Origin of the sequence: Limibacillus halophilus (assembly GCF_014191775.1) — a bacterium.
GTDB classification, from domain to species: Bacteria; Pseudomonadota; Alphaproteobacteria; order Kiloniellales; family CECT-8803; genus Limibacillus; species Limibacillus halophilus.
Window position 1 is genome coordinate 169,531 of sequence record NZ_JACHXA010000004.1, and the last position, 21,903, is coordinate 191,433.

A 21,903-nucleotide genomic window follows, 5' to 3' on the forward strand; every position below is an offset into this window, starting at 1 on the left:
AAGGTTCGTTATCGAAAGATCTTGACGGTGGTGCGGTGTTCGCTCTTAACGCCCGTAGAGCGTTTCCGGATCCTGTTCCACCGGCAAGACGTCCTCTAGTTTCTGTCCATTCCATTGACGGAAGAAGCAGGAGCGTCGGCCGGTGTGGCAGGCAACACCATTCTGCTCGACCGTCAGGAGCAGCGTATCGCCGTCGCAATCGACGCTGAGTGACTTCAAATGCTGTGTTTGTCCTGAGGTTTCGCCCTTGCGCCAGAGCTTTCCGCGCGAACGGGACCAATAACAAACCTGGCCGGTCTTGAGCGTCTCTGACAGTGACTCACGATTCATCCAAGCCATCATGAGGATCTCGCCGCTGCCTAGTTGCTGGGCGATAGCAGCAACGAGTCCGCGCTCGTCGAAATTGATGGCTGCATCGAGCGAGGGAGGGAGGCCTTCGGGACTGTCGGTCATGTTTTTTCCTTACTGCCTCTCATTGTAGTCTAGCCTTTGTTCGCTTGCTCTAGACGTTCGAAACCGGCTGTTAGGTCGTTGATAAGATCATCAGGGTCTTCCAAGCCGATATGGTAACGCAAAAGCGGCCCTGTCGCCTCCCAGCGACGCGCGGTTTGGTGCCTTTCAGGGTATCCCGAGACGACTAGGCTGGCAAAACTACCCCAACTCGCGCCGATACCGAAATACTTATAGGATTCGATCATCGCTTCGACGGCTCGGTGTTCATAAGGCTTCGCTAGGACGATACCAAGGAGGCCTGTCGCCCCGTCAAAGTCACGCTTCCATAGGGCATGGCCCGGGTCTTCCGGCAGGGCAGGATACAAGACACGATCGACCTCGGGGCGCTCTTGCAACCAGCGCGCTACCGCCAGTGCACCCCGTTGGTGCTGGTCGAGCCTCGCACCCATGCTGCGTAATCCTCGCAATCCCTGGTATGCTTCTTCAGGGCCGCAACAATGACCATGGAACAATGCCATGTCGTATACCGCCCGGAAGGACGCTTCATTTGCGGCGATGTAACCCAGCATCAGATCACCGTGTCCCCCGATGTACTTGGTTCCCGCCTGGATGGACACATCAACACCCTGTTCTAATGGACGATAGAACAGGGGCGTTGCCCAGGTGTTGTCCAGCGCAGTGCGCACACCGTGTTTACGAGCCGCTGCAACAATTGCGGGTACGTCCTGCATCTCAAAGGTGAGCGATCCCGGGGTCTCCATATAGATAAGCTTGGTATTGGGTCGTATCAGAGCTTCGATGCCGGCGCCGATAGTCGGATCATAGTAAGTGGTCTCAACTCCCTGGCGCTTTAGAATCTTGTCGCAAAAACGCCGCGCCGGGTAATAAATGCTGTCGGTCACCAGGATATGGTCGCCCTGGTTTACGAAGGCTTGCAGTGCAACCGTGTTCGCTGCAAGGCCTGATGACAGCGTGATTGCGTCTGCGGCGCCCTCCAGTTCGGCCAAGGCTTCTTGAAACGCAAAGTGAGTTGTTGTGCCAGCGATGCCGTATGAAGGCTTCCTGCTACTTCTATCCGGGCGCACCTCATATTCGTCGAGGCGATCAAACAATATGGTCGAGGCGCGCATAAGCGGTGCATTCAAAGCGCCGTTCCAGTCGCTGCTGTGACGCGCGCTTTGGACGAGTCGTGTGCGCTTAGATTCTACTCTTGAGGTTGTCATTGTGGAAATATCCTGTGTTTCACGTCGTTGTGATTAGGGGCTATTCAATCTAGGAACTGACACTTTGATTTGCGCAAGCATTTGATACTTCGGGAATTTTCGGCATACAAATCATTTTATTGCAATTAAATGTCTAGGTTATTGCCTTTCAGGTGCATCTGTTCCATGGTTTGTGCGTGAGTTCGCCCCACAGGGAACCAATCCTTGACCTGAGAGGGATGAGGGGTGCTCGCGTGTGATTTAAGGCAAGGGACAAACAGGGAAGGTTTTATCTCCATGAACAAGAAAACATTGTTAGGTGCAGGAGCAGCCCTTCTTCTCGCTACTGGGGTCGCAAACGCAGCGACACTGGACGACGTGAAGGCAAAAGGGCAGCTGAGCTGCATCGTTACAACTGGCCTGGTGGGCTTTGCGTTTACCGACGAGAATGGTCGTTGGAACGGTTTTGACGTTGATTTCTGCCGTGCAACGGCTGCTGCCGTCCTAGGCGACGCGGAAAAAGTCAACTTCGTACCAACTACCGGCAAAACTCGTTTCACTGCGCTGAATGCCGGTGAGGGCGATATCCTGTATCGTAACACCACGATCACGATGAGCCGCGATGCCGACCTGAAGCTGACGTTCCTGGGCGTGAACTACTACGACGGTCAGGGCTTCATGGTTAACAAGAACCTGGGCGTAACCAGCGCCAAGGAATTGAACGGTGCATCGGTCTGCATTCAGACGGGTACCACAACCGAGCTCAACCTTGCTGACTTCTTCCGGGTCAACAACATGAACTACGAGCCGGTCCCCATCGAGACGAACGAAGAAGCGCGCACGAACTACCTGGCCGGCCGTTGTGACGTTTATACAACGGATGCTTCCGGTCTTGCTGCAACGCGTGCGACCTTCGACGATCCGAAGAATCACGTGATTCTGCCGGAAATCATCTCCAAAGAGCCTCTCGGCCCGGCAGTACGCCAGGGCGACGATGCTTGGGGCGATATCACGCGTTGGGTTTTGTACGCTCTGCTCGCGGCTGAAGAGTATGGCGTGACGCAAGCCAATGTTGACGAGCTTGCTGCCAAGGCAACCGGCAATCCTGATATCGATCGGATGCTCGGCACCGAAGGTGACTTCGGCGCCATGGTTGGCCTTAGCAAAGATTGGGCCAAGAACGCCATTAAGGCAGTCGGTAACTACGGTGAGATTTTTGACCGTAACATCGGACCCGATACCGCAATTGGACTTGAGCGTGGCTTGAACGCGCTCTGGACCGAAGGTGGTCTGATGTACGCTCCGCCGATCCGCTAATCAACGGAGCCCTAGGTTCAAGATACGGCGGCGCAACTCTTTATCCGGGTTGCGTCGCCTCTTGGACTTTTTGAGTCATAGTTCTTCAGTGTTCCGAGATGGCGTCGCATGTCGTGGTGGCCGCGATTGGTTCTGGGCCACATCACGATGACAGTCAGGCATCGGAAGACAGAAAGAACGCCAAGAGTTCAAAGGAAATGCGGTCATGGCGGCAGCAGACATAGTCGATAGCCGTAGCGCCCTATCCCGAGCTTGGAACAACAAAGAAGCGCGCTCGGTCATTCTTCAAATTCTGACGGTGGCACTGCTATTCGGGTTTTTCTTTTACATAATCCGGAATGCCGTCATCAATCTGGAGACGATCGGCAAAGGGTACAGCTTCACCTTTCTTTCAGCTCCGGCCAGCTACGACATTAATCAGACACTGATCGACTACAACTCGCGCGACACTCATTTCCGCGCGGCGATCGTCGGCATTCTCAATACACTTCTTGTGGCGGTTTCGGGCATCATTCTGGCGACCATCGTCGGATTTGTGCTTGGCGTTCTGCGTCTCAGCAAGAACTGGTTGATGAGCCGCATCGTCTATTGCTACATCGAACTTGTCAGAAACGTTCCGGTTCTGCTCCACATCTTGCTGATTCACGGCATTGTCGTTAACACGCTGCCGGTACCCCGTCAGTCTCCCAGCTTCTTCAGTGAGAGTGTGTTTCTGAGCAATCGCGGATTGTATGTCCCCAGTCCGTTGCCTGAGCCTTTGTTCTGGGCAACCATGATTGCCTTTTTCGGCGGTATAGTAGGGACGGTGCTTTACAAGCGCCGTGCGCGCAAACTGCAGGAGGAAACCGGTCGCATTCTGCCGGTGTTCCGTGTCGGGCTTGGATTGATCATTGGACTGCCGTTTGTGGTTTTCCTGGTTACCGGCATGCCGATGAACTGGAGCTATCCTGAGCTCAAGGGTTTCAACTTCGTTGGCGGTGTAGCCATGAAGCCGGAGTTCCTGGCACTGTGGCTTGCTTTGTCGCTCTATACCTCGGCCTTTATCGCCGAGATTGTACGCGCCGGTATTCTTGCAGTCAGCTACGGCCAGACAGAGGCGGCTCATGCCTTGGGATTGCGGACCAATCGGACGCTGCAACTGGTCATTATCCCGCAGGCTCTTCGTGTGATCGTACCGCCCCTGACCAGCCAGTATCTGAACCTGACGAAAAACTCGTCATTGGCAATTGCCATTGGGTACATGGACATCGTGGCGACAATCGGTGGTATCTCGCTCAATCAGACAGGGCGTGAGATGGAATCTATGACCATTGTGCTGTTGATTTATCTCAGCTTCTCGCTGGTCATTTCACTCTTCATGAACTGGTACAATAAACGCATCAAACTGGTAGAGAGGTGAGGGGGCTGTCATGAGCAATCTACAGGATACCCAGACTTACGCTCCCGGCCAGCACCCCGACATGCCGCCGCCTTTGGCGACACGCGGCATTATAGGCTGGATGCGCAAAAATCTGTTCAGTTCCATCGGGAACACGATCTTGACCCTGGTGGCGATCGCGATCCTTTGGCGGATCGTGCCGCCGATCTTGGATTACTTCGTGTTTGATGCGGTGATTAACGCAAGTAACCGCGAAGAGTGCGTTGCCAAGGGAACCGGCGCGTGCTGGGCCGTGATCAGCGAGCGCTTTCAGGTATCACTTTACGCTTTCTATCCGGAAGCGGAACGTTGGCGCTTGAAGCTTACTTTCCTGCTGCTGTTTGTTGCTTTGGGACCGGTTCTGTTCGACCGCTTTCCGCTACGCAAACAAATGATCTGGTTCTCTTTAGCCTATCCCTTTATCGCCATTTGGCTGGTGGTGGGCGGCTTCTTGGGACTTCCATTGGTCGAGACCAAGATGTTCGGCGGTGTCATGCTGACACTCATTATCGGCATCACGGGGATAACCTTCTCGCTGCCGTTGGGTATTTTGCTGGCGCTGGGCCGTATCTCAAATCTTCCGGCTATGCAGATCGTCAGCGTTGCCTTCATCGAGTTCATTCGTGGCGTGCCACTGATCACACTGTTGTTCGTCGCATCGACGATGCTGAACTACTTCCTGCCGCCGGGGACCGAGTTCGATCTGCTTTTGCGGGTGCTGATTATGGTCACCCTTTTCGCGTCGGCTTATATCGCCGAGGTGGTGCGCGGTGGTCTGCAGGCAATTCCAAAAGGGCAGTACGAGGCCGCCGATGCCATGGGGTTGAAATATTGGCAGGCTATGCGGCTGATTATCTTGCCGCAGGCCCTGAAGATATCGATTCCGGGTATCGTGAATACCTTCATCGGTCTCTACAAGGATACGACCCTCGTGTTGATCATCGGACTGTTCGACGTCTTGGGGATCATGCGGTCGGCATTGGCGGACCCAAAATGGAACGGTTTGTCGACTGAGGTGTATATCTACACGGCCCTTTTCTTCTTCGTATCGTGCTTCGCTATGTCCCGGTACTCCTTGTACCTGGAGAAGAAGCTTCACACCGGGCATAAGCGCTAAGCACAAGGAGGCTGAAAGATGAGCGAACAAGCCATCGAGACAACGGAAATGCAGATCTCCGATGAGGTCGCTATCGAAATCACCGGCATGCACAAGTGGTATGGCGATTTTCACGTTCTTAAGAACATCAACCTACAAGTTCGCCGCGGTGAACGAATCGTCATCTGCGGGCCCTCGGGTTCGGGCAAGTCCACGATGATCCGGTGCATCAATCGCCTGGAGGAACACCAGCAGGGCAGCATTCAAGTTGGTGGCATCGAGTTGAGCAACGATCTAAAAAACATCGATGCCATTCGCCGCGAGGTTGGAATGGTGTTCCAGCACTTCAACCTGTTTCCACACCTGACGGTTTTGGAGAATTGTACGCTTGCGCCCATTTGGGTCCGTAAGATGCCAAAGCGGGAAGCCGAGGAAGCTGCGATGAAGTATTTGGAGCGGGTTAAAATCCCCGACCAAGCCAAGAAGTATCCTGGGCAGCTTTCCGGCGGTCAGCAACAGCGTGTGGCCATCGCCCGCAGTCTCTGTATGAACCCTGAGATCATGTTGTTCGACGAACCGACTTCGGCACTTGATCCGGAAATGATCTCGGAAGTGCTGGACGTGATGATCGACTTGGCGAAATCCGGCATGACAATGTTATGCGTTACCCATGAAATGGGATTCGCTCGCAAGGTCGCGAACCGGGTGATTTTCATGGATGGCGGTGAGATCATTGAGGAGAACGAGCCGGAGCAGTTCTTTACCAATCCTAAGTCGGATCGGACGAAGCTCTTCCTCAGTCAGATACTGCATCACTAGTTAGAAGAAGCTCCGCAAGGAGTCGGGAAACGCCGATGTTGGAGAAATCCTCCAATGTCACTGCCCAGGGGGGCCTGGAGCGAGGATGGAGAGCAAGGCGAGCGCGTCACGGGAGATAGAATCACCCTGCGATGTTCTAAGACCTTCCACTTCCAACGCCGAACGAACACTATGTGTGTTGGGGCTGGGCGGCGGCGGCACGTCAATGGTTGCCGGCTGTTTGCGCTTAGCGGGCGTCTCCATGGGAGAACGCTTGAATGAAGCCAACAATGAAGATCAAGAATTCCATGACCTGATTCAGTGCCGTCCGCTGCTGGATGGTGCGGGAAATCTTTTGCCGGAGCGGTTGGAGCAATTCCGGGCCTTCATTGAATATCGAAACGAACGACATCCGGTTTGGGGATGGAAGCATCCCGAAACACTACGGATTTTACCGCAAGTGCTGGACAGGCTCCGTAACCCACACCTGCTTTACATCTTTCGGGATGTGCATGCGGTCGCGCAGCGTAATCACAAGCGCCTGGGATTGGATCATCCCTTGTCACTGCGAGCGTCGCTCGGGCACCTGACTGCGATGGTAAACGCGATTGAGCAGCTATCTGCACCGACGTTGTTGATCAGTTACGAGCGCTGCCTTCGTCATCCAGAAAAATTCTTGCGGCTCCTATCTTCCTTCTGCGGATTGGAATTGACGCAGAAGGACTGTCAGGACTTGGCAAGCTTTGTCAGACCTGACCGTGTTTCCGGTGAAATCGATGCACAGGCGCGCGCGCGCGATCGGGCTTATTATAAGCCGGAAAGTGACTGAGATGGCGCAGCGCTTTTCCGACCGCCTCAAGGCCGCATGGCATCTTTTGATAAACTATGACCCAGTCGTGGAATCCGATACTGCGCACCTGATTCAGCCCGTTACGGTAATCCGGCCTGCCGCTCCTGATCAGAAGCGACGAACCTATGTGGTGCTCGGCGTTCCCAGGGGGGGGACCTCAATGGTCGCTGGGTGTTTGCGCCTCTTGGGTCTTCCGATGGGCGACCGGATCGAAAGTGCAAACAATGAGGATTTGGATTTTACCGAAACAGCGAGGCAGTTGGAGCCACTTTACGACGGAGATGGAAAACCAATTGCGGCGAAGTTCGATGAATTGCGAGCGATAGCATCCCGCAAAGCAGCAGAACGCGACGTTTGGGGTTGGAAGGACCCGAATGGCCATGTCTACATCGTCGAACTGTTGTCCGTTCTTCCAAATCCTCACCTGATTATTGTATTCCGTGATCTGCAGGCGGCCGCGCAAACCACCTTTGCCAGAACGGGGCAGGGGCACATGAAAACGATTGAGGATACGCTTGCCCAAGTCGGGTTCCTCACGACGATGGTTCGGAATACGGATTGTCCCGTAGCGTTTGTGAGCTACGAGCGTGGATTGCGGTTGCGTGAGTCGCTCGTACGGGGACTTGCTGATTTTGCCGGAATGCCGATTGACGAAATGATGATCGACGAAATCATCACTTATATCCGGCCCGATAGGGGTGGCGGTGAATTGGACGAAGTTTACAGATTGACGGATAAATCTTTCTGGCGCGGGAAACCCATCAGGGATCCTAAGGAAGGCGGCGGTGTCCCTTAGTATGGGATCAAGCCGTTCTCACGAGGATCGTCAATTTGGATGGTTTTGCGACTGACAGGCACGAAGCCGACCTTCTGGTACAACGGCAAAGCTTTAGGGTGGTCCAACGTGCAGGTGTTCACGGTCACTTTGTCGGGTTGCTTCTCCCAAGCCCTGTCCACGGCGCTGTGAAGCAGGAAGGGACCAAATCGGCGGCCGATGAACTCCGGCATCACGCCCAGCAACGCGAGGTCCACCGTTCCCGGCTTCCTCGCATCTAACTCGAAGAAGCCCGCGGGAACACCTTCGGCATAGAGAACGAAAACCTCCACGAGGTCGTTCTCGATAATGTCCCGAAGTGCGTCGTCGCTCATGCGCCGCCGTTCGTACCAAAGCCAGTCCCGACCGACCGTATTGTAAAGGAACCTATAGAACGAGAGGGTCGGGCGCTCTGCCCGCAACAATCCCAAGCGATGACCGGTCAAGTGTGGGGTTTGGAGTGAGGCGACTTTACGTTCGGTCATCTCCAGGTAGGTGATGGTCACCTCAATGCGATCGCGGAGGTTTGCATCGGCCGGTGGTTCCCCCCGATCGATAAGCCACTTTTGTCGCAGACTGCAAGGGTTGATCTCGTATCCGATCGCTTCATAGAAGCTGTGCGCTTTGTGATTACCTGGACGGATCATGAGTTGGACCTTGGCCACTTTTCGGGCCTTCAACCATGCTTCCGAGGCATCGACCAGGAGGCGTCCGAATCCCTTCCTTTGATGGTCCTCAGCGACGGCTAGATAGTAGAACCAGCCGCGATGACCATCGTGCCCGACGCAAACACTTGCCGCTAAAGCACCATCGACTTCGCCGATCAGTATTTGCGCATCTTTGCTTGCTTGCCACATACCGATATCGCGGGTCGGATCGTTGTACCAAGCGAGCATCCCCAGGTTCTTCCACAGCGCCACGAGCGCATCGAAATCAGTGTCCCGATACCTGCGAATCTTCAGCGATTTCTTCTCGCTTTGCCCCATCGACTTGAACTCTGTGATCAGTTGGAAGCGATTTCGCCGGTTTCCACCGGTGTTCCGCTGCTGTCCAGACCCCACTCACTCCAGGAGCCGTCATAGACCGCGAAATCCTTGTGCCCTATCTCATGCAGGGCGAGGGCCAGGACCGACGCCGTGATCCCCGATCCGCAGGTCGTGACGATCGGTTTTGAGAGATCAATTCCGGCTTTCTCAATGTGCTCCAGCAATAAGTGGTTGGGCAGAAGAACACCGGATGCTGAATCGATTACGTCCGTGAAGGGGAGATTCAGGCTGCCTGGAATGTGGCCGCTGCGTCTGCCCGGCCAGAGCTCCGGCTCGCTGCCATCGAAGCGGCCCCGTGAACGAGCGTCTACCACCTGGAAACGTTGGGATTCGAGGTTGCGCATCATCTGGTCTTTGTCCTTGACCAAAAAGCTGTTTTTGCGCGCGGTGAAATGCCTGGGACCGGGCAATCGCATTGGGCCACGCTCAACAGGTTTCCCTTCCGCTTGCCACTTTGGAAGCCCGCCATCAAGGACGGTCACATCGCTGTGTCCAAAGACTTTGAACGTCCACCACACGCGAGGTGACGAACGCATGCCGAGGCGGTCGTAAACCACGATTCTGTTGCCATCACCCAGGCCCAAATTACGGACTCGGGAGGAAAACTTTTCCGGTGACGGCAACATGTGCGGCAAATCGCTGTTGTCGTCCTTGATCTCATCGATATCGAAAAAGACGGCGCCGGGAATGTGGGCCTCTTCGAATTCTGCCTGGGCATCGCGCTTTTCGGCAGGGAGGAAGTAGCTGGCGTCCACGATACGGACATCTGGTGCTTGAAGATGCTCAGAAAGCCAAGCCACTGATACTAGAGCGCTGTTGTTGGGTTTCATGCAGGCTTCCCGTTTGCTGCTTGTGGGCTCATGCTTCGTCGAAAGCAAGGTTAATGCGGCGGTTTTGCTTACCCTTGTTTTCAATTTTGCGAACCACAACCTTGCCGATTTCCGCGGTTCGCGCAACGTGCGTTCCACCGCAGGCTTGCAGATCGACACCTTCGATCTCCAGTAGCCGGACACTGCCAAAACCGGTAGGCGGCGCGACGGACATCGTACGAACGAGATCAGGACTGGAGGCTAATTCCTGATCGCTGATCCAGCGGGGCGAGATCATGTGGTCCTCCGCAATGACCCGATTGAGCGCCTCGCTCAGGACTTCCTTATCCGGTGCCTCGGCAAGATTAAAGTCCAAACGGCCCTTGCCGTCGCCTACCTGGCCGCCGGTCACGTCGCCGTCGATCAACGAGCAAAGAACGTGCAGGCAGCTATGCATGCGCATATGGCGGTAGCGGCGATCCCAATCAATCCGCGCAATTATCGCATCGCCTGGTTTCGGCAGTAGCGAACCTTCCTCCAGAATGTGGAGGACATCGTCCGGACCGGCGCCTTTGCGTGCTTCAACAACCCGTATCTGTGTGCCGTCGGCCAAAACTAAAACGCCGCTGTCGCCCGGTTGCCCGCCGCCGGTGGGATAAAAGACAGTTTGGTCCAACGAGACACCGTCCGGCCCGGCTGCAATCACGGTAGCGGTGCATTCTTTTAGATAGGAGTCTTCCCGAAAGAGTGCCGTCATTGATCAGTTTCCTTTCATTCCTCCATCTCGCAAATTAGCAACCCACTCAGGGAAGGGAATATCCTTGGAACGCAAAAAGTCCGCATTGAACAGTCTGCTGGTGTACCGTGTTCCGGAATCGCACAGCATCGTTACGATCGTGTGACCTGTCCCCATCTTCTTTGCCAGCCGGATTGCTCCGGCAACGTTGATCCCGCTTGATGTGCCTAAAATCAGGCCCTCTTCCTCAACCAGGGAGAATACCTGGGGGATTGCTTCCTGGTCGGTTATTTGAAACGGCTCGTCTACGGGAGCGCCTTCCAAATTGTCTGTGATACGCCCCTGGCCAATCCCTTCCGTGATTGAACTTCCTTCGGCCTTCAGTTCGCCGTTTGCATAGAAACCATAGATCGCCGAGCCCATGGGATCCGCGAGGCCGATCGTGATATCCTTGTTGCGTTCTTTCAGGGCTAAGCCCGTGCCGCAAAGCGTGCCGCCGGTACCGACCGCGCAGATAAAACCGTCCACGGTGCCATCGGTCTGTTGCCAGATTTCCGGCCCGGTCGTTTCGTAATGCCCTTGCCGGTTTGCAACATTGTCGAACTGATTTGCCCAGATGGCGCCGTTGGGCTCGCTAGCCGCTCTTTCTTCAGCAATGCGGCGCGAAACGTGCACGTAGTTTTCAGGGTTCTTGTAGGGAACGGCAGGGACCTGGACCAACTCCGCACCGCAGAGACGCAACATTTCCTTCTTTTCCTCACTCTGCGTCTCCGGGATGACAATAACGGTGCGATACCCGCGCGCTCGTGCCACAAGAGCCAGGCCGATACCGGTGTTGCCAGCGGTCCCTTCAACAATAACGCCGCCGGGGCGAAGTTGGCCGCGGATCTCGGCATCCTTGATGATGGCCCAGGCAGCACGATCCTTGACGGACCCGCCTGGGTTCAGGAACTCCGCCTTTCCCAGAATTGTGCAGCCTGTTTCTTCCGACGCTTTTCTGAGTTTGATCAGCGGCGTGTTGCCAATCGTGCCGATGAAGCCATTTCGTATATCCATTGTGTGGGTCTCCGGGAGAGGGGAGAGTATGCCTTTGCCACAGAGACTAGCCAGCAGGCTAGCGGGCGGCAAGGGGTGCCCATTTCGGGTTGACTCTTTTGCTGAGTCACGTTGAAGCTGTCCAAAGTTCGTGCATTTCGAATGCCTGGTAACAAATAAGAAAAACAGGGAGTTCAGAAAATGATAAAGAGGCTGTTATTGTCTGCAGCAGCGGGCGTGCTGTTGTTTGGTTTGAGCGGGCCGGCTTCGGCTGAAACCCCAAAAGATACATTGGTTATTGCGGCGCAGATCGATGATATCGTCTCACTCGATCCGGCCGAGATTTTTGAATTTTCCGGTACCGACCTAGCCAACAATGTTTATGACACTCTGGTGGAGCTCGACCCTAATAACATGGGGCCACTCGTGCCGGGGATTGCAGAGAGTTGGAGCGTTGCGGATGACGGTGTGACCTACACCTTCAAGATTCGCGAAGGCGCCAAGTTCCATAGCGGCAACCCCATCACCGCTGAAGATGCGGAGTTCTCCATCCGGCGTGTGATTGCTCTGGAGAAAACACCTTCATTCATTTTGACGCAATTCGGATTCACGACCGAGAACATGGAGCAGACCATCAAGGCGACGGGCCCTTATGAGTTGACCCTGGTCACGGACAAGCCCTATGCGCCTTCCTTTGTGTTCAACTGTCTGACGGCGCCAGTGGCTTCGATTGTCGACAAGAAACTGGCCATGGAACATGAGAAAGATAGCGACTTCGGATACGAGTGGCTGAAGACCAACTCCGCTGGGTCCGGCGCTTATTCTTTGCGATCCTGGAAGCCGAACGAATCTTATGTCTTGGACGCGAATGCCGACTACTGGCGTGGAGCGCCTGCAATGAAGCGGGTGTTCGTGCAGCATGTGCCGGAATCCAATAGCCAGCGTTTGGCCCTTGAAAAGGGCGATATTGATATCGCGCGCAACCTTTCGCCCGATGACATTGCTGCTATTTCCGGAACGCCAGGCATTAAGGTTGAAGATGACCTGAAAGGCCGCATTCTTTACTTCTCGCTCAATCAGAAAGATGAGCGGCTGTCGAACCCCAAAGTGATCGAAGCCTTCAAGTATCTGGTCGATTACGAAGGGATGTCTCAGTCCTTCCTGCGTGGACAGTACACCGTGCATCAGGCTTTCCTCCCGCTCACCTATCTCGGTGAGTTGAAGGAAAAGCCATATTCGCTGAATCTTGAGAAAGCGAAGGCTTTGCTTGCCGAGGCCGGGTATGCGGATGGATTCGACGTGCAGATATACGTGCGTACCGATCCGCAGCGTCTGGAGGTTGCCCAGGCTTTGCAGCAGGTTTGGGCGCAAGTCGGCATTAAAGCCGAATTGGTAACGGGCACGGGCAAGCAGATACTGACCCAGTACCGTGCGCGCCAGCACCAAATCTACCTAGGTGCCTGGGGTCCGGATTATCCCGACCCGCATACGAACGCCGATACCTTTGCCCACAACACCGATAATTCGGACGAGGCGGGCCTTACGGGCAAGCTTGCGTGGCGTAACGCTTGGGAGATTCCGGCTATGACCAAGGCGACCGAAGCGGCCGTATTGGAAAAGGATTCTGACAAGCGCGCCGAGATGTATCGCACGATCCAGCGAGAGCATCAGCAGACCTCGCCGTTCGTTGTTATGTTCCAGCAAATCATTCAAACAGCGGAACGCGACAATGTTTCAGGTCTACGGACGGGTGGTGCTACGCACGACGTGTTCTTCTGGACCGTAACGAAGAACTGATCGGCGCAACGGACGATCTGTGACTGAAACTTCATCAAGCCGTGAAACGGCAACCGGGAAGCCCGCTTCCCGGTTGCCGGGCCTGAAGGCTGTCGCAAGCACGATTCTTTCCGTCGCTGTGACTTTCTTTGGCCTGTTGCTGGTTACCTTTCTCATCGGACGGGTCATGCCCATCGATCCGGTGTTGGTGGTGGTCGGAGAGCGTGCATCACCGGAAATCTATGCCAAGGCCGTAAAGGAACTTGGGTTGGATCAACCGATCTATATTCAGTTTCTGGACTATATCGGAAAGGTGCTGACCGGAGATTTCGGGAAATCGCTGCTGACGGCCCGGCCCGTGCTTGAAGATATGGCGCGCGTGTTTCCGGCAACTTTGGAACTCGCGACCGTTGCGACGATTTTCGGTGTATTCCTGGGCATTCCGGCCGGTGTTATCGCTGCTGTAAATCAGGGGCGTTGGCCTGATCACCTGATCCGTCTCGTCGCGCTATTTGGCTACTCGCTGCCGGTCTTCTGGTTGGCCTTGATCGCGTTGCTGGTCTTCTACAGCGAACTCGGGTGGGTCGCCGGGTTCGGGCGGTTGGATATTTTCTATGAAGACATCGTTCCGGCCGTGACGGGCATGATCCTGGTGGACAGCCTTTTGGCCGGAGACATGGAGGTTTTCAACAACGCCGTCAGCCATATCATTCTACCATCCGCCGTCCTCGGATATTTCTCGCTGGCCTATATCGCCCGTATGACCAGGTCATTCATGTTGGAGCAATTGCGCCAGGAGTATGTGACGACAGCACGGGTGAAGGGGCTCTCGGAAAGTCGGGTCATATGGTATCACGCCTTGGGTAACGTCATGGTGCCACTGATCACGGTTGTCGCGCTTTCCTACGCCTTTTTGCTGGAAGGCTCGGTATTGACCGAAACGGTGTTCGCTTGGCCAGGGCTCGGCTTCTACATCACCAATTCATTGTTGTCGGCCGATCTAAATGCCGTGTTGGGTGGAACGATTGTTGTCGGCGCTGCCTTCATTGGTATCAATCTACTGTCCGACCTGCTTTACAAGCTGGTCGACCCTAGGACCCACTGAAATGGCTGATACCAAGGCCCAGCAAGCCAAGAGCGGCCTGAAATCTTGGCTTACGAGCGATACGCCGACGTCGCGACTGCAGGCCCGCGCGGTTCAGGTATATCTCGCTTCCTTGGATTTCGTGCGCAACCCGCTGACCGTGACGGGATTGGCGATTGTCTTGGTGCTTCTGCTCGTCGCTCTTTTCGCGCCCTTCATCGCCACGCACGATCCTTTTGCTCAAGTGCTGGACGACCGCCTGTTGCCGCCTGGCGAGAAGGGTTACATCTTTGGCACCGACGAATTGGGCAGGGACATCTTCAGCCGGATCGTCTATGGCAGCCGGATCACCCTGATGATTGTTGCGATTATTGCTGTGATCGCGCCGACTGTCGGCCTGATAGTCGGTACCCTTGCCGGCTATCTTGGGGGCTGGGTCGATGTCGTCTTAATGCGGATTACCGATATTTTCCTCGCCTTTCCGCGCTTGGTTCTGGCGCTTGCCTTCGTCGCGGTACTGCCGCGCGGCGTGGAAAACGCCATTCTGGCAATTGCCATCACATCCTGGTCGCCTTATGCCAGAATCGCCCGGGCTGAGACGCTGACGGTTCGGCGGGCGGATTACATTGCGGCAATCCAGATTCAGGGGGCTTCCAGTTTTAGAATCATTCGAGGGCACATTGTGCCGATGTGTCTTTCTTCGGTGATCATACGCATGACATTGGATATGGCCGGGGTGATCTTGATAGCTGCCGGTTTGGGTTTCCTCGGCTTGGGCGCGCCGCCGCCAACGCCTGAATGGGGCGCCATGGTCTCCGCCGGGCGCAAGGTTCTGCTGGATCACTGGTGGGTGGCAACGTTACCGGGACTTGCAATAGGCATCGTTAGTTTGGCCTTCAATCTTCTGGGCGATGGGCTGCGCGACTTGCTCGACCCGCGTAGTGGGGGGTAGCGAATGTCCGATAATCCGCTGCTTCAGGTAGATAGGATGTTCGTCGATTTCCACACCCGAACGGGCGTTGTTGAGGCGGTTCGGGGCATATCTTTCAGCGTCGGACGTGAAAAGGTGGGGATTGTCGGTGAGTCAGGGTCCGGCAAGTCGATGACGGGCAAGGGAATCCTGGGGTTGGTCCCTTATCCAGGCGTCGTTCGCGCCGATCGTATTTCGTTTGACGGCGTGAACCTATTGAACGCCGATGCGACTCGGATGCGCTCCATCCGCGGGCGGCGCATTTCGATGGTGATGCAGGACCCGAAGTATTCCCTAAATCCGGTGATGACGGTTGGGCGGCAGATTGATGAGGCCTACCGGAAGCACAACAAAGTCGGCCAGAACGAAGCCAAGCGCCGTACCTTGGAGATGCTGGAGGCCGTGCGAATCCGTAATCCCGAGCGGGTGTATCAACTGTACCCACATGAAGTGTCGGGCGGCATGGGTCAGCGAATCATGATTGCAATGATGTTGATTCCGGACCCGGACCTGCTGATCGCAGACGAACCGACCTCGGCTCTCGACGTGACGGTCCAGCTTCAAGTATTGGCGATCCTGGATGATCTGGTGACTGAACGTGGCATGGGATTGATGTTCATCAGTCATGATCTCAATCTTGTCGCCTCTTTCTGCGACAGGGTTCTCATCATGTATGCGGGCAGGATCGTTGAATCATGCGATGCCCGGAACCTGTCGGCGGCAAAGCACCCCTACACGCAAGGCCTGCTGAATTGCTTGCCGCAGGTCGACCAGCCTGCTGCTGAACTCCCCGTCCTGGAACGCGATCCGGCGTGGTTGGATTAGCCATGTTACAGATCGAAAAGCTAAATGTTGTCTTTGGTACCAAGGATCGCCAGGTCCATGCGGTGCGTGACGTTTCATTTTTGATCCCGCCGGGTGAGAGCTATGGATTGGTTGGCGAATCCGGCTCCGGAAAATCGACGGTACTGCGCGCCATCAGTGGGCTCGTTACCGAGTGGACAGGTAACATCAACCTGGCGGGCCGTGATCTGGGGCCAAAGCGTGAGCGTGGTTTCGCCAAGGATGTGCAGATGGTGTTTCAAGATCCTTATGGGTCTTTGCACCCACGCCACACAGTTGATCGAACCTTGATGGAGCCCGTTGCTATTCATGGTCTGGACAACGCCGACGAGCGCATAGAGAAGGTTCTTAACGAGGTGGGGCTGGGTCCAAGCTTTCGCTATCGTTATCCGCACCAACTTTCGGGCGGGCAGCGGCAGCGTGTGGCGATTGCCAGGGCGCTGATCCTGGAGCCGAAATTACTGTTGTTGGACGAGCCGACTTCGGCACTTGATGTCTCGGTGCAAGCCGAGGTTTTGAACCTGCTGCAACGCTTGCGGCGGGAACTGGGCCTGACTTATCTGCTCGTCAGTCATAATCTGGCGGTTATTGCGCAAATGTGCGGTCACCTCGCGGTCATGAACCATGGTCGCGTCGTTGAGGAAATGACGGCGGAGCAATTGCGTGGTGGCTTGCCGGAGCATCCCTATACACGCCAACTTTTAGTGGCCAGTCGCGGTTATGACCGTGCTGCGATCGATCAGTTCGAAGAATATGCGGATATGGGCTGACCGCGGCCCGCCTAGGTGTTCCAGCGTTTTGTTACGTCTTGGCGGTTAAGCTTCAGCCACTGGAGGGCGATGATGGCCGGAGAATTCTGGATTCGGCCTTCTTCCAACATGGCCCAGGCCTCGTCGAATGGCAGGACGCGCGCCAGAATATCTTCGTCCTCATCTTCCAGGCCGTGTACTCCGCCCAGCCCGGCATCATCCATATGGGCCAGAAAGATCGTGGTGGCTTCGGTACAGGCACCCTGGCTTGGCATGTAAGTCATGATCTTTTCAAGCGCCAGGGGTTTGAATCCCGCTTCCTCCTGGCACTCACGGACGGCTACGTCTTCCAGGTTCTCGCCTTCTTCGACGATCCCGGCAATAATCTCCTGCTGCCAGGCGTCCTGGCCGATTAAATGCGCGGGGAGGCGAAACTGCTCGAGCAATAGAATCGTATTGCGCACCGGGTCGTAAGGCAGAACGGCAACGACCGGTTCACGCAGGAACACTTCCCGCTCGATCTCCCGGGTCCAACCTCCGTCGTGGCGGCGGTGGCGTAGTCGAAAGATGGCTAGGGCAAAAAAGCCTTTAAAACCGGTTTTCCTGGAATGAATTTCTATCCGAGGGTCATCCATCACGTTTGTGCTATCCCGTCTTACGCTATGCTGGCTCCGAGCATAGGTAGCAAAGGGCCAAGAGCAACAGCAATTCGATCCTGGAAGGAAGTAGAAATGGCAGCCAAAAGTGAAAAGGTGGTCTTCACCGGCGCTGAGGGACAGAACCTCGCAGCGCGGCTTGATAGCCCGCAGGGCGAACCATTGGGCTATGCCTTGTTTGCGCACTGCTTTACCTGCAGTAAGGACATATTTGCGGCATCGCGGATCGCGCGGGGCTTGGCGGAACAGGGTATCGCAGTACTTCGGTTTGATTTCACGGGGTTGGGTGCCAGCGACGGTGAGTTTGCCAACACCAACTTTTCCAGCAATATCCAGGACCTGTTGTCGGCCGTTGCTTTTCTGCGTCGTGACTATCAGGCGCCAGCACTACTGGTCGGGCACAGTTTGGGCGGTGCCGCAGTGCTGGCCGCGGCCGGGGATGTTCCTGAATGCCGCGCCGTGGCCACCATCGGCGCACCTGCCGATCCGGCACACGTGGCCCATAACTTCGGCGCCTCTCAGGAGGAGATCGAACGGGTTGGTGAGGCGGAGGTTACCCTTGCTGGCCGCAAATTCACGATCAAAAAGCAGTTTTTGGACGATATCGCCAGCCAGCGGCTGGAAAATCGTATATCGGAGCTAAAGAGGGCGCTCTTGATTTTCCATGCACCGCTCGACAACACCGTGGGAATTGATAACGCGAGCCGTATATTCATCGCGGCGAAGCACCCAAAGTCATTTGTTTCGCTTGACCAAGCCGATCATCTCCTCAGTCGCCATGAAGATGCCGCTTATGTTGCGCAAGTTCTGAGTGCCTGGGCAGGGCGCTACATCGCAGCAAGCACGACCGAAGCGAGGACCAGAGTCGAATCGACTGAAGGTACTGTGGTTGTACGCAGTTCAGGGGCAGGGCGATTCACCCAAGACATTGAAATCGGAAAACACCGTCTGATCGCGGATGAACCGACGAGCGTCAGTGGTGGTCTGGACCGGGGACCGAGTCCCTACGACCTGTTGCTTGCCGGGTTGGGGGCCTGTACCTCCATGACGCTGCGTCTCTATGCCGAACATAAAAAACTGTCCCTCGATAAAGTCGCAGTACGTTTGCAACATAGCAAAGTTCATGCTGCCGATTGCGCCGACTGTGAAACAAAAGATGGAAAAATCGACTTAGTTGCCCGTGAGATAACAATTACTGGAGATCTCACCGATGCCGAGAGGCAGCGCTTGCTTGAAATTGCGGATCGTTGCCCGGTACATAGAACACTGGAAAGTGAAATCAAAATAAAAACAGCTTTAACAGCCGAATAGTATTCAAGATTAAGGCAGAATTTTTCTATTCTGTTCATTAAGTCAGTAGTGTTGACCGAGTTGTAATCAGTTTGGATTTGTACTTTTGGGAAGGCATAGAAAGCCAAGCGTAATTTTGTATGAAAGTGGGAGCTAGTATCGCTCTGGGGTTTTGACTTTACGCCGTAGGTCGTCCTCATGTTAGGATCGTTCGCATTCGCGATATTGTGACTCTGTTACCCCGTCTTCAATGAAGCTTCGGGGAGTAAACAGGCCCCGACTATCTAACTCCAGGGAGGCTATAAGAAATGTCTAACAACGAAACTTTGACCGGGGCCCGCCTACACCCGGCTATTGAGCCGATGGCGGAAACGGTTAAGTCCGGGAAAATGGACCGCCGAGAATTCCTCGCGCTCTCCACGGCTTTTGGCGCAACGGCTGCGACCGCATACGGTCTGCTCGGTTTGACGCTTCCGAAGCCGGCTGCGGCTGAAGGTAAGAAGGGCGGCGTCATGAAGGTCTCCATGAACATCAAGGGGATCGAAGACCCGCGTATTTATGACTGGTCGGAAAGAGCGAACGTAGCGCGCCAGTTTTGCGAGGCCTTGGTTCGCTGGAACTCAGAGTTCGTTTTCGAACCTTGGCTCCTTGAAGGCTGGGAAGCCAACGATGATGTAACGCAGTACACTTTGTTCGTCCGGAAGGGCGTCAAGTGGAGCAACGGTGATGACTTCAACGCCGATGACGTTGTTTTCAACCTGAACCGTTGGTGTGAAGCCGAGATAGAAGGCAATTCTATGGCCTCTCGCCTTTCCAATCTTGTTGACCCCGACACCAAAAAGGCGCGTAGCGGTGCAATCGTCAAAGTTGATGATTTCACGGTTCAACTGAATCTTGCCGCACCGGATATTTCCATCATTCCCGGCGTGGCCGACTATCCGGCTTTGATCGTTCATCGTAATTTCGAAAAGGATGGCGGCGATCTCAGCAAAAACCCGATTGGAACCGGTCCGTTCAAACTTGATTCCTTCGAAGTAGGCGTGGGTGCGACCCTGAGCCGGTCCGATAACTGGTGGGGTGGCGAAGCCTTGCTTGATGGGATTGAGTTCATCGATTACGGGACCGATCCTGCTGCAGAAATTGCGGCGTTCGAAGCGGGCGAGATTCACACCAACTATCAGACGACCGGCGACTTCGTTGAGATAATGGAAGGCCTTGGCCTCGAAACCTCCAACGTGATCACCGCGGCGACGGTCGTTGCGCGTATGAACGTCACGCAGAAGCCTTACGACGACGTGCGCGTGCGCCGTGCGATCCAACTGGCGGTCGACAACGAGACGGTACTCGCTTTGGGTTACAACAACGCCGGATCGCCGGCCGAGAACCACCACGTTGGGCCCATGCATGAAGAATATTTCAAGCTTCCGCCAATCAAGCGCGACCCGGCAGCGGCCATGGCTTTGCTGAATGAGGCGGGTATGGCAGATACGGAGTTTGAACTAATCTCGATCGACGACGACTGGCGCCGCAATACCAGTGACGCCATTGCCGCTCAGATGCGTGACGCCGGAATCAAAGTGAAAAGAACTGTCATTCCCGGTTCATCATTCTGGAACAACTGGACGCAGTATCCTTTCTCGACCACCAACTGGAATGCGCGCCCGCTGGGTGTGCAGGTGCTTGCCTTGGCCTATCGGACCGGGGAAGCCTGGAACGAGACTGCCTACAGCAATCCGGAATTTGATGAGAAGATCAACGCGGCTCTTGCGGTTCTCGACGCAGACAAGCGTCGTGTGCTGATGGAGGATATCGAGAAAATTCTCCAGGACTCGGGCATTATGATTCAGCCTTATTGGCGTGGTCTATTCTGCAGCAACGTGCCTGAATTGAAGGGACGAAATATGCACCAGACCTTCGAGATGCATTTCGAAAAGGTTTACCTGGAAAGCTAAGGTCAGCGTGAAGGCGGGAAGGGGACAGATGTCCCCTTCTTGCTTTTCTGTCTCTTTGCGAAAGGGCCTGTGATGCTCACCTTCATCAGTCGTCGGGTTGGCGTGCTTGCGCTGACGATGATCGTGCTTACCCTTGTGGTATTTGCATTGGTCAACCTTGAGCCAAATCTGAAAAAATTGGCGCTCGAACAGAACAACAACCGCATGACGCAAGAAGCGGTTGATAGCTGGCTTGAAAAGAATGGATACAACCGGCCTCTGCTCGTGCGTTATGGCGAGTGGCTGTTCAATGCATCGCGCGGGGACCTCGGGGAATCGACCCGCTTCAAGTCGCCTGTGAACGACGTGCTTCCCAAGCGGCTTGGATATACCGGAACTTTGGCCTTCTGGGTTATGATCATCATGGTGCCCTCGGCGCTGATCGTGGGAATTCTCGCCGGTATGCGGGAAGGCAGTTTTCTTGACAGAGTCCTTTCTATTTTCTCGATCGGCACGACCGCAACGCCTGAATATGTGAGCGGTATCCTCTTTACCGTGGTTTTCGCCTCTTGGCTGGGGCTTCTAAAAGGGGTCTCCAATGTCGATAGCGTAACCGTTGAGAACTTTACGCTTCCAGTCATGACGATGGCGCTCTACGGAATGGGCTATATCGCGCGCATGACGCGAGCGTCCATGGCTGAAGTGATGACCTCCCAATACATTCGTACCGCGCGGCTAAAAGGACTCTCGTTTCGGGCCGTCGTCTTCAAGCATGCACTGAGGAATGCGCTGATAGCACCCTTTACCGTTATCATGCTGCAGTTCCCCTGGTTGCTGACAGGCGTCGTGATCGTAGAAAATCTATTCAACTACAAAGGATTTGGTTGGACCTTGGTGGAAGCCGCGGACAACAACGACATTAACCTGCTGCTTGCCTGCTCGCTGGTATCGGTTGCCGTTGTGATAACGACGCAGTTGATATCCGATATCGGCTACGCCTTCCTCAATCCACGTATTCGCGTCAGCTAGGG

At 55.1% G+C, this 21,903-nt stretch carries 21 protein-coding genes; 14 read left to right on the plus strand and 7 right to left on the minus strand.

From position 1 onward, the window contains the following. Positions 1-45 precede the first annotated feature (45 nt). Both hisI and metC read right to left on the minus strand, forming a co-directional pair. A complete protein-coding gene (gene hisI, locus FHR98_RS08880) occupies positions 46-453 on the minus strand; it encodes a phosphoribosyl-AMP cyclohydrolase (protein WP_183416326.1) in 408 nt (135 codons plus the stop codon). Between the two features lie 29 nt (positions 454-482). Beyond that, positions 483-1,676 (minus strand): cystathionine beta-lyase, encoded by a 1,194-nt coding sequence (gene metC / locus FHR98_RS08885; protein ID WP_183416327.1) that lies wholly within the window; start codon positions 1,674-1,676, stop codon positions 483-485. A gap of 276 nt (positions 1,677-1,952) precedes the next feature. Between metC and FHR98_RS08890 the strand changes: the two genes are divergently transcribed. The 6 genes from FHR98_RS08890 to FHR98_RS08915 all read left to right on the plus strand — a co-directional run bounded on the left by FHR98_RS08890 (position 1,953) and on the right by FHR98_RS08915 (position 7,929). Then, positions 1,953-2,972, plus strand: coding sequence for an amino acid ABC transporter substrate-binding protein (locus tag FHR98_RS08890; RefSeq protein WP_183416328.1), 1,020 nt, complete (start codon positions 1,953-1,955; stop codon positions 2,970-2,972). Positions 2,973-3,177: 205 nt separating this feature from the next. Next, a complete protein-coding gene (locus tag FHR98_RS08895; protein WP_183416329.1) occupies positions 3,178-4,371 on the plus strand; it encodes an amino acid ABC transporter permease in 1,194 nt (397 codons plus the stop codon). Positions 4,372-4,381: 10 nt separating this feature from the next. Then, positions 4,382-5,506 (plus strand): amino acid ABC transporter permease, encoded by a 1,125-nt coding sequence (locus tag FHR98_RS08900; RefSeq protein ID WP_183416330.1) that lies wholly within the window; start codon positions 4,382-4,384, stop codon positions 5,504-5,506. A gap of 48 nt (positions 5,507-5,554) precedes the next feature. Next, a complete protein-coding gene (locus FHR98_RS08905; protein ID WP_221205829.1) occupies positions 5,555-6,304 on the plus strand; it encodes an amino acid ABC transporter ATP-binding protein in 750 nt (249 codons plus the stop codon). 85 nt (positions 6,305-6,389) lie between these two features. Then, positions 6,390-7,112, plus strand: coding sequence for a sulfotransferase family protein (locus FHR98_RS08910; RefSeq protein WP_183416332.1), 723 nt, complete (start codon positions 6,390-6,392; stop codon positions 7,110-7,112). A 1-nt stretch (position 7,113) separates the two neighbouring features. After that, positions 7,114-7,929: a sulfotransferase family protein gene (locus FHR98_RS08915; protein WP_183416333.1), complete on the plus strand. Its 816-nt coding sequence runs from the start codon at positions 7,114-7,116 to the stop codon at positions 7,927-7,929. Here FHR98_RS08915 and FHR98_RS08920 read toward each other — a convergent pair. Genes FHR98_RS08920 through FHR98_RS08935 form a run of 4 tightly spaced genes read right to left on the minus strand, consistent with a single transcriptional unit; the run spans position 7,926 to position 11,594 of the window. Further along, positions 7,926-8,933 (minus strand): GNAT family acetyltransferase, encoded by a 1,008-nt coding sequence (locus tag FHR98_RS08920; protein ID WP_221205813.1) that lies wholly within the window; start codon positions 8,931-8,933, stop codon positions 7,926-7,928. The genes FHR98_RS08915 and FHR98_RS08920 overlap by 4 nt on opposite strands. 17 nt (positions 8,934-8,950) lie before the next feature. Beyond that, positions 8,951-9,823, minus strand: coding sequence for a 3-mercaptopyruvate sulfurtransferase (gene sseA, locus FHR98_RS08925; protein WP_183416334.1), 873 nt, complete (start codon positions 9,821-9,823; stop codon positions 8,951-8,953). Between the two features lie 28 nt (positions 9,824-9,851). Next, the gene (locus tag FHR98_RS08930; protein WP_183416335.1) at positions 9,852-10,559 is read right to left on the minus strand and encodes an alanyl-tRNA editing protein; all 708 of its coding nucleotides are present in this window, start codon (positions 10,557-10,559) and stop codon (positions 9,852-9,854) included. 3 nt (positions 10,560-10,562) lie between these two features. Then, entirely contained in the window at positions 10,563-11,594 is a 1,032-nt protein-coding gene (locus tag FHR98_RS08935) for a cysteine synthase A (protein ID WP_183416336.1), read from the minus strand. Between the two features lie 198 nt (positions 11,595-11,792). Between FHR98_RS08935 and FHR98_RS08940 the strand changes: the two genes are divergently transcribed. The 5 genes from FHR98_RS08940 to FHR98_RS08960 all read left to right on the plus strand — a co-directional run bounded on the left by FHR98_RS08940 (position 11,793) and on the right by FHR98_RS08960 (position 17,016). Continuing rightward, positions 11,793-13,370, plus strand: coding sequence for an ABC transporter substrate-binding protein (locus FHR98_RS08940; RefSeq protein ID WP_246377651.1), 1,578 nt, complete (start codon positions 11,793-11,795; stop codon positions 13,368-13,370). 73 nt (positions 13,371-13,443) lie between these two features. Then, complete coding sequence (locus FHR98_RS08945) at positions 13,444-14,454, plus strand: ABC transporter permease (protein WP_221205830.1); 1,011 nt, start codon at positions 13,444-13,446, stop codon at positions 14,452-14,454. 1 nt (position 14,455) lies between these two features. Next, positions 14,456-15,385, plus strand: coding sequence for an ABC transporter permease (locus FHR98_RS08950; protein WP_183416338.1), 930 nt, complete (start codon positions 14,456-14,458; stop codon positions 15,383-15,385). A gap of 3 nt (positions 15,386-15,388) precedes the next feature. Then, positions 15,389-16,228: an ABC transporter ATP-binding protein gene (locus FHR98_RS08955; RefSeq protein ID WP_183416339.1), complete on the plus strand. Its 840-nt coding sequence runs from the start codon at positions 15,389-15,391 to the stop codon at positions 16,226-16,228. A gap of 2 nt (positions 16,229-16,230) precedes the next feature. Then, on the plus strand, positions 16,231-17,016 hold the full coding sequence (locus FHR98_RS08960; protein ID WP_183416340.1) for an ABC transporter ATP-binding protein: 786 nt from the start codon (positions 16,231-16,233) through the stop codon (positions 17,014-17,016). 11 nt (positions 17,017-17,027) lie between these two features. Here the strand turns inward: FHR98_RS08960 and FHR98_RS08965 are convergent, their stop codons facing one another. Continuing rightward, positions 17,028-17,630: an NUDIX domain-containing protein gene (locus FHR98_RS08965; RefSeq protein WP_183416341.1), complete on the minus strand. Its 603-nt coding sequence runs from the start codon at positions 17,628-17,630 to the stop codon at positions 17,028-17,030. A gap of 96 nt (positions 17,631-17,726) precedes the next feature. Here FHR98_RS08965 and FHR98_RS08970 point away from each other — a divergent pair, with 96 nt between their 5' ends. The 3 genes from FHR98_RS08970 (at position 17,727) to FHR98_RS08980 (ending at position 21,901) form a co-directional block, all read left to right on the plus strand. After that, positions 17,727-18,962, plus strand: a complete 1,236-nt coding sequence (locus FHR98_RS08970; protein WP_183416342.1) for a bifunctional alpha/beta hydrolase/OsmC family protein — start codon at positions 17,727-17,729, stop codon at positions 18,960-18,962. A gap of 287 nt (positions 18,963-19,249) precedes the next feature. Then, positions 19,250-20,893 carry an ABC transporter substrate-binding protein gene (locus FHR98_RS08975; RefSeq protein ID WP_183416343.1) on the plus strand — a complete coding sequence of 548 codons (1,644 nt, stop codon included), beginning with the start codon at positions 19,250-19,252 and terminating at the stop codon, positions 20,891-20,893. Positions 20,894-20,965: 72 nt separating this feature from the next. Continuing rightward, the gene (locus FHR98_RS08980; protein WP_183416344.1) at positions 20,966-21,901 is read left to right on the plus strand and encodes an ABC transporter permease; all 936 of its coding nucleotides are present in this window, start codon (positions 20,966-20,968) and stop codon (positions 21,899-21,901) included. Positions 21,902-21,903: the final 2 nt, after the last annotated feature.